This window comes from Bacillota bacterium (genome assembly GCA_013314855.1).
Taxonomy (GTDB): Bacteria; Bacillota; Clostridia; order Acetivibrionales; family DUMC01; genus Ch48.
Window position 1 is genome coordinate 1 of the sequence record JABUEW010000157.1, and the last position, 8,028, is coordinate 8,028.

Annotated in this window: 9 protein-coding genes, 4 tRNA genes and 2 pseudogenes; 12 read left to right on the top strand and 3 right to left on the bottom strand. The window is 36.2% G+C overall.

From position 1 onward, the window contains the following. Window positions 1-102 precede the first annotated feature (102 nt). From HPY74_18445 to HPY74_18455, 3 genes are all read left to right on the top strand, one after another. Window positions 103-945, top strand: a complete 843-nt coding sequence (locus HPY74_18445; protein NSW92604.1) for a fumarate hydratase — start codon at window positions 103-105, stop codon at window positions 943-945. A gap of 155 nt (window positions 946-1,100) precedes the next feature. Then, window positions 1,101-1,652, top strand: coding sequence for a Fe-S-containing hydro-lyase (locus tag HPY74_18450; GenBank protein NSW92605.1), 552 nt, complete (start codon window positions 1,101-1,103; stop codon window positions 1,650-1,652). 45 nt (window positions 1,653-1,697) lie between these two features. Then, window positions 1,698-1,910 carry a DUF1858 domain-containing protein gene (locus HPY74_18455; GenBank protein ID NSW92606.1) on the top strand — a complete coding sequence of 71 codons (213 nt, stop codon included), beginning with the start codon at window positions 1,698-1,700 and terminating at the stop codon, window positions 1,908-1,910. Between the two features lie 82 nt (window positions 1,911-1,992). Here HPY74_18455 and HPY74_18460 read toward each other — a convergent pair. Together HPY74_18460 and HPY74_18465 are read right to left on the bottom strand one after the other, a co-directional pair. Next, a tRNA-Glu gene (locus tag HPY74_18460) sits at window positions 1,993-2,067 on the bottom strand. A 52-nt stretch (window positions 2,068-2,119) separates the two neighbouring features. Next, window positions 2,120-2,195, bottom strand: a tRNA-Lys gene (locus tag HPY74_18465). A 400-nt stretch (window positions 2,196-2,595) separates the two neighbouring features. Here HPY74_18465 and HPY74_18470 point away from each other — a divergent pair. From HPY74_18470 to HPY74_18495, 6 genes are all read left to right on the top strand, one after another. After that, window positions 2,596-2,671: transfer RNA gene (locus HPY74_18470), tRNA-Thr, on the top strand. 190 nt (window positions 2,672-2,861) lie between these two features. Further along, window positions 2,862-3,314, top strand: a complete 453-nt coding sequence (locus HPY74_18475; GenBank protein NSW92607.1) for a hypothetical protein — start codon at window positions 2,862-2,864, stop codon at window positions 3,312-3,314. A gap of 226 nt (window positions 3,315-3,540) precedes the next feature. Next, window positions 3,541-4,239: a glycosyltransferase family 2 protein gene (locus HPY74_18480; GenBank protein NSW92608.1), complete on the top strand. Its 699-nt coding sequence runs from the start codon at window positions 3,541-3,543 to the stop codon at window positions 4,237-4,239. Between the two features lie 46 nt (window positions 4,240-4,285). Continuing rightward, window positions 4,286-4,642, top strand: coding sequence for a DUF2304 domain-containing protein (locus HPY74_18485; protein ID NSW92609.1), 357 nt, complete (start codon window positions 4,286-4,288; stop codon window positions 4,640-4,642). Between the two features lie 187 nt (window positions 4,643-4,829). Beyond that, a complete protein-coding gene (locus tag HPY74_18490; GenBank protein ID NSW92610.1) occupies window positions 4,830-5,738 on the top strand; it encodes a hypothetical protein in 909 nt (302 codons plus the stop codon). Between the two features lie 21 nt (window positions 5,739-5,759). Beyond that, window positions 5,760-6,158, top strand: a complete 399-nt coding sequence (locus tag HPY74_18495; GenBank protein ID NSW92611.1) for a GtrA family protein — start codon at window positions 5,760-5,762, stop codon at window positions 6,156-6,158. A gap of 77 nt (window positions 6,159-6,235) precedes the next feature. On the opposite strand, the gene HPY74_18500 is transcribed toward HPY74_18495, so the two are convergent. Next, window positions 6,236-6,320, bottom strand: a tRNA-Tyr gene (locus HPY74_18500). Between the two features lie 193 nt (window positions 6,321-6,513). Here HPY74_18500 and HPY74_18505 point away from each other — a divergent pair. From HPY74_18505 to HPY74_18515, 3 genes and pseudogenes are all read left to right on the top strand, one after another. After that, window positions 6,514-6,757: pseudogene (locus HPY74_18505) on the top strand (DUF4338 domain-containing protein). Next, window positions 6,685-6,990: pseudogene (locus HPY74_18510) on the top strand (transposase). Before HPY74_18505 ends, HPY74_18510 begins: the two co-directional pseudogenes overlap by 73 nt. A gap of 273 nt (window positions 6,991-7,263) precedes the next feature. Then, a complete protein-coding gene (locus tag HPY74_18515; GenBank protein ID NSW92612.1) occupies window positions 7,264-7,713 on the top strand; it encodes a hypothetical protein in 450 nt (149 codons plus the stop codon). Window positions 7,714-8,028 lie beyond the last annotated feature (315 nt).

Here is an 8,028-nt window from a genome sequence, read left to right on the forward strand (position 1 = left end):
ATTTGTGTTTCATTTTATTGATTTTTAATCATATATGTATTAAAATCTTACATGTACATAAATTTTAATGTAGTTTAATACATTGGAGGTTGAATAATTTAAATGAGGTTTATAGATACATCCTTAATAATTGATACTGTAGAAAACCTATGTATAACTGCAAATTATAATCTTAACCAGGATATATTAGATGCTTTGAAGAAAAACCTTACTGCTGAAGAATCCAATGTTGGAATACATATTATTGAAAAAATTATAGAGAATGCTGATCTGGCTCGTACAGAGGGAGTGGCAATATGCCAGGATACCGGAATGGCAGTAGTATTTGTTGAAATAGGACAGGATATTCATATTTCCGGGGGGAGTATAACAGAAGCAATAAATGAGGGAGTAAGAAGAGGATATAAAAGAGGCTTTTTACGGGATTCCGTTGTTAGAGATCCCATAGAAAGAGTAAATACAGGAGATAACACTCCTGCAGTGATCCATTACGATATAGTAGAAGGAGACAAGATTAAGATTACTGTAGCTCCAAAAGGCTTCGGAAGCGAAAATATGAGTGCATTAAAAATGTTGAAGCCGGCAGATGGAATTGAGGAGGTTAAAAAGTTTATTATTGAAACAGTTGATAATGCGGGGCCCAATCCATGTCCTCCTATAATTGTAGGTGTCGGTATTGGAGGTACTATGGAAAAAGCAGCCAGCCTGGCCAAAAAAGCTTTAATAAGGCCCATTAATAAAAGAAGTAGTATAGAATATGTTAAGAACCTCGAAATAGAGCTGCTTGATAAAATTAATAGGCTTGGCATAGGACCTATGGGTTTGGGAGGAAGAATAACTGCTCTTGCTGTTAATGTTGAAGTTTTTCCTACGCATATAGCCGGCCTCCCTGTAGCAGTAAATATAAGTTGCTATGCTACAAGGCATGCAGAAGCAGTTTTATAAAATATAAACATGTAATTCACAAGATTAATAGTTTTGATATGAATATAGTTATATATAATATATAGTAGTATAATAGTAGATAAAGTTCAAAATATTAATGTTGGTAATTAAATGTTGGCAATTAAAAACTAAAGGAGTAAATAGCAGGAGGTAAAATGAGGTATACATTAAACACGCCTTTAAGCAAAGATATATTAAAGAAGCTAAGGGCAGGAGATGAAGTAAGAATAAATGGTGTAGTGTATACAGCAAGAGATGCTGCCCATAAGTGTTTGGTTGAAATGTTGCAACAAAAGGAGAAATTGCCTTTTGATATTAAAGGGCAGGTTATATATTATGTAGGGCCATGTCCTGCGAAGCCAGGTAAAGTAATCGGTTCTGCAGGCCCTACTACAAGCGGAAGAATGGATATCTATACCCCGCTTCTAATAGGAGAGGGTCTAGCAGGAATGATTGGAAAGGGATTAAGAAGCAAGGAAGTTGTTGAATTCATGATGAAACATGGTGCAGTATATTTCGGTGCTATTGGGGGTGCCGGTGCACTAATGGCAAAGCATATAGTTTACCAGGAAATTGTGGCCTTCCCGGAACTGGGACCTGAGGCATTAAGAAAAATAGAAGTTGTAGATTTTCCTGTTTTTGTAGTTATAGACAGCTATGGCAATAATTTGTATGAAATAGGAAGAAAGAGGTATAAGGTTATGTAAGATAACATTATATAGAATAAATTTTAATTATAGGGAGTGAGATATATGCCGAAAATAACATCAGATATGATAATATCAGAAGTATTAAAGCTGGATAAAGGTACGGTGCCGATATTTTTAAATAATGGGTTATACTGTCTCGGGTGCCCGTCTGCTTCCGGTGAAAGCATTGAAGATGCTTGTGAAATACATGGGCTGGACTGTGACAAATTAGTCAAAGAGCTTAATGAGTATCTGGAAAAAAAGGAAGAAAAATAAGTTGGCAAGACAGGTTGTCAGAATAAGTCAGCAAAACACTACAACACCTCGTAAAGCAATGTTTTACGAGGTGTTATAACATTGGTGACCCATAGGGGACTCGAACCCCTGTTACCGCCGTGAAAGGGCGATGTCTTAACCGCTTGACCAATGGGCCAAATCTACCTGGTAATGGGCCGGAAACTACCAGATTGAAATTACCGGATTGTTGGTGAGCCATCCGCGACTCGAACGCGGGACCCCTTGATTAAAAGTCAAGTGCTCTGCCTACTGAGCTAATGGCCCAAATTATATTAAATTTATGAAAACCAAAGTATATACTATAACATAGGCTTATGGTTTGTCAACATATTTTTTGTGTTTGTACAAATAAAAATTGCAAGTTTAAATTCCGTACATTTTATAAATTTTTGCATCTTCAATTAGTAATGTACAGCATAGCATGTGCAATTTCATAAGCAGATCGTTCGCTTAACGGCAACAACTTGCACAAGCCGCTGCACTCGCATATTACGAATTGAAAGTTTTTGCTAAAAATAAAGTTTTTGCTAAAATATATTGACAGTTGTGTCATACCCATGCTATACTAATTCAAGTCAGAGGGCTAAGGGCAAATCAATACTTCAATTATGGCCTATAATAATATATTTGAGCTGTTAAATGTAGCAAAATAACATGTTGTTAAGCTGGTGTAGCTCAGCAGGTAGAGCAGCTGACTTGTAATCAGCAGGTCGGGGGTTCGAATCCGTCCACCAGCTCCAAATCAAGAAGGGAATATTCCTTTGAAAAAGGTGTATTCCCTTACTTTTTGTTTTTAATCGTTTCATGGTGAACCCCTTTATTTTGTAGTTTTCAAATCATATAAGATTAAATGTAACCCATAGAGAGTTTAGTTCATAATATAAAAGTAAAGATAATATGTAAACATGAAAAATATAAGGAGGCTTCTGTATGTATGAATATGAGTGGAATTCCATGCCGTGTATGCAGATGATGAGTATGCCGGATTACTGTTATCCAATGATGACAATGCCACAGCAACAGTTGGAAAGTATGTACCCAAAAGTTTACATTATAATTTTCCCTGTTGTACGGCGCCATTGCGACATGATGGATATGAAATATGGAGTAATGCACATCCCTACCCGTGAACAACTGGATTCCATGGTTGACAGTATAGTAAAGACAGTATCATCGGATGTTGAGCTGGCAATTGCAGAGGGGGTAAGGGAAGAGGAGAGGCAGCTTGGTCTTGGAGGAAGGCGCCTGCTACGTGATTTGGTATTAATTCTTCTTTTAAGAGAACTCATCCGCAGAAGGGGTCAATATTGGGGATATTACGGTTATCCAGGAGGAATGTACGGCACTTATGGCGGATACCCTGGTGGATACCCAATATATTAGAGTTGTTAATTTTATATAATTTTCTTTGAAACTATTCTTGACAAAAAATTTTATATAATCGTTGGCCTGTTTGCCTAAAACACTATAAGGCGACAGGCTTTTTTTTTATAAATTTTTCTTTATAGACATATTGATTATGCATATAGATAGTATTAATGTATGTTTACAAAAAAAATTGATATACTTAATAATATCACCTCTAAAAAATATTGATGGAGGTATGACTTTGAAAATATTAGTGATAATTCCTGCGTATAATGAAGAAAAATCAATAACAGGGGTAGTAGGCCAAATTAAGCTTAATATACCTGAAGCGGATATTCTTGTAGTAAATGACGGTTCTAATGATGCTACACCTCAAAAGGCTTCTGAGGCGGGTGCCAGAGTAATAAACCTTCCTTTTAACCTTGGTATAGGTGGAGCTATGCAAACAGGTTATCTTTATGCAAAGTATAACAATTATGATATAGCCGTGCAAGTGGACGGGGATGGCCAACATAACCCTATTTATATACATAATCTTATGGAGCTTATAATACAAGGCTCGGCTGATATGGTTATAGGTTCCAGGTTTATAAAGAAAACATCTTACACACCTTCCTCTGCAAGAAAAGCCGGGATGCTGTTTTTTTCAGCTCTTATCAAGCTTCTTACAAATCAGAGGGTTAAAGACACAACCTCGGGGTTTAGAGTAGTGAATAAAAAAATAATTGAGTATTTTTCACTTCACTACCCTGTTGATTATCCTGAAGTTGATGTACTGGTGAAACTTTACAAAAAGGGGTTTCGAGTTATGGAGATGCCTGTGGAAATGCAGGAGCGAAAAACCGGGAAATCCTCTATTACACCTTTGCGTTCTATTTATTATATGATTAAGGTAACAATATCCTTATTAATAGAATCTTTAAAAACTATTGAACAGTGAAGGAGGTAAACCCCATATTGACTATTGACAATTGGGTTTGTAGGTTATGTTTATTAATGTTTATACCATTTCAATAATATTCAGTATAGTATTTCTTGTTGTAGTAGTAGAACTGGTAAGAAAAAACAAGCTTCAAGAAAGATATTCTCTTTTATGGATTTTTATGAGCATTATATTGCTAGTGCTTTCATCTACTCCAGTAATAATAAACAAACTGGCAGAATGGCTCGATATAAAAAATCCGCCATCTTTTTTATTTCTTTTTGGACTTGTATACCTTCTTATTTATAACCTGCACCTTACTGTTGTTGTATCAAAACAGTCTGAAAAAATTACCAGGCTGGTACAGGAAATAGCCCTTCTTAAGGAATCCTTAAGCAAAAGGGGGAAGCAATGTATTTAAAACAAGGTAAAACACTGGAAGGGATGGCTATATATAGATTTTTATCATTGAGTTATGGAAAAATATTTTATATAATAATAACTGATATATAGTATACAAAAAATGTGGGCTAATAATTAACAGTTTATTTGTAACTTTATATTTTATCAGAAACTAAAATTAAACTTGCAAAAAGGAGGCATATTGCATGGGATGTATAAAAATTACGAAGAAAGAGTATAAGGGATGGAAAAACTGCATTGAAATTTCCAATGGTATAGTAGACATTATAGCCACTACTGATGTAGGGCCAAGAATAATCCGTTTCGGTTTTACAGGCAAGGAAAATGAGTTTTGTGAAGTGGAAGGCCAGGTGGGTACAACCGGCGGGAATGAATGGAAAATTTATGGCGGCCATAGGCTATGGCACAGCCCGGAGCATAAGCCCCGCAGCTATGAACCGGATAATTCAAAGATAGATTATTGGGAAAAGGAAAATGGTATTGTACTTAGTCAGCCTGTTGAACCCTGGGCACAGATTAAAAAGGAAATAGAAGTATCTCTTTCCCCTGACAAACCTAAAGTTTTTTTGCTTCACAGGCTTACAAACAAAGGTGCCTGGCCTGTTGAACTTGCAGCCTGGGCACTTACGGTAATGGCTCCCGGAGGTAAGGAAATAATACCCCAGGTAACCAAAGATACGGGTTTGTTACCCAATAGGATGATATCCTTATGGCCTTACACAAAATTAAACGACCACAGAGTGTACTGGGGAGAAAAATACATAACCCTGCAGCATGATTGTAATGCCAAAGGACCGTTTAAGATAGGATTACCTAATGAAGATGGCTGGGCGGCATATGCCAACCATGGACATCTTTTTGTAAAGCAATTCCAACATATTGATGGGGCGCTTTATCCTGACTTTGGTGCATCTTCTTTCGAGACATATACCTGCGATTTCATGACGGAAATAGAGACTTTGAGCCCTCTCGTTGTACTGGATCCTGATGAGTCGGTGGAACATACTGAGATATGGAGTCTTTATGATAATGTTAAGGTACCTGAAAATGAGGAAGATATAGACGAGATAATCTTATCATTTATCGGAAAGTAAGAAGTTCAAAGAGGTATAAATATGGTAAAACAAGAGTCATTGGCTAATTTAACGCTGCGCCAGTTCCTTAAGTACGTAACAACCGGGGGAATTTCTTTTGGCGCAGAATATACTATGTTTTACATGTTATTTCGTATTTTGAAGTTGTGGTATATATGGTCAAACTCCATAGCTATGACGTTTGGTTTTACCATAAGTTTCTTTTTAAACAGGTTTTGGTCTTTTAAGTCTCAAGGAAATGCATATAGACAATTCATAATGTATGGTGTTTTGTTTTTGGTAAATCTTTTTATATCAAATATGCTCATGTTATTATTTTCAGGTACTTTTGGAATTAAACCCCTTATTTCAAAACTAGTTACTGTAGGGATTCTTGTGTGCTGGAATTTTGTCATATATAAAAAAGTAATTTTCAAATAAGTAACCTTTAAGTAAATTAGCGACTTTAGCGGCGAGTGGGAAAAAAATGAGGTCCAAAAAAACATGGACCTCATTTTTGGTGGAGGGGGATGGATTCGAACCATCGAAGTCTGCGACAACAGATTTACAGTCTGCCCCCTTTGGCCTCTCGGGAACCCCTCCAAAAAGTATTAAATTAGGCACATATATAAAAAGTATTAAGTTAGACACATATATTAAAATACACTGTTTTTTTACTTTTGTCAATACTTTTTTTATTGAAATAACTGAAAAGTTGCTATAAACTCGGCTATATTCAAGTCATACATAGACCAGTACCATTAATCTTAGGTTTGGCCGAACGGTTGGTGAAAATATGAAGTATATGGTATATAGCAGGGACGGACAGCTATTATCTTGCCTGCTGTTTCGGGTCAGCGGCGTGGTCGTGTAGAGAGCGGGATAATTTTATAGGCTGGGACAAAACGCAAAGAGCACGAGGACTTATTAATATGACAAATAATACTCGTTATCCAAACAAAAGTTTTGCAACGACCGCTTCGCCCTATTCGGGCTCAATTCAAAACGCGGGAATGTGGACGAACAGTTCGGGATCCTGACATTCTTCCTTGGCATCCTCGTCCACGACCATTTCATATCCTACTATCAGTTTGAGAATGTTTCCCATGTCGAGTGCAATGAGCATATACTAAGGCTCCTTAATAGTATAACAAAATCAAAAAATTGCCGAACATCCATTCTTGCTTATGCTGGGTGTAACCTCGGTATGCGCATTAGCGCCATGCTGTTTTTCGCACCGCTTTTTCCTATTATTCATATTTTTTTGAGGTAAAACTATTGTTAACCTCTGAATAGTAACATTTGCACAGAATTTTACATTATATTTATGATATTTACGATATTTGTGAGAGGAGAGAACTATGGCAAAAAGCATCTTGAGAAAAGAGTTTTATAAAAAGTAACATAATAATTTTTATGTTAATATATTATTATTAAGATAAAACACCCTATTTATTTCAACATTAATCATGGCTTTCTAAAATGTAACTGTAAAAAACGTAATTATTTTAACCGGTATAAGAGACCGGTATAAGGAGGAATTTTTATGGCATGTTCTGATAATTCATTCTGGTCAGCAACCAGGCAGATGGAAGTACCATATGCTGCTCAGAATTTTATGTCGCAGTATATGCCACAGTATCCTGTGCCATCAGTTGCGTTTGGCACAACGCCGATTCAGCCTTTGCCTACAGGTATACCTGGCACTCCAATGTATGGAGGCGCTCCACCTACCGCTGCCGCACCTGTGCCAACTTTAGCTGCTCAACCTCCCCAAACACTCCAGAGTTCTTATTACACGGCAGGGTATCTAAGAAGGTTTATTGGAAGAATGGTACGAGTGGAATTCCTTATTGGAACTAATGGTCCGCTTGTTGATAGAATTGGTACACTTACAGAGGTAGGAGCAAGTTATATTGTGTTAAGACCTTATATGACAAATGATACTTTAATATGCGATTTATACTCAATAAAATTTGTTACGGTATATGGTTAACTTCTATTTTTTCACTAACATTTACTCACGTCTTTAAGGGCGTGGGTTTTTTTATTGATAAATTAAATATATTTATTAATTTTCTTATTGTATTTATTATTGTATTTCTTATCATATGTCATTCGATTAATACATCTTAATTTAGATCTTATTTGGTTAATCTATAATCTATGTTTGTGAATATAATGGTGTTGGTTGATAAAAACAGTGTTGACCTATCCTGTTAAAAAATACACCGGTTCTTGTAGGTGGAAAATACGTAGCACACGTAGAGGAAAACGGGTTATAATACCAAAGGCAATCATTCACTCCAGG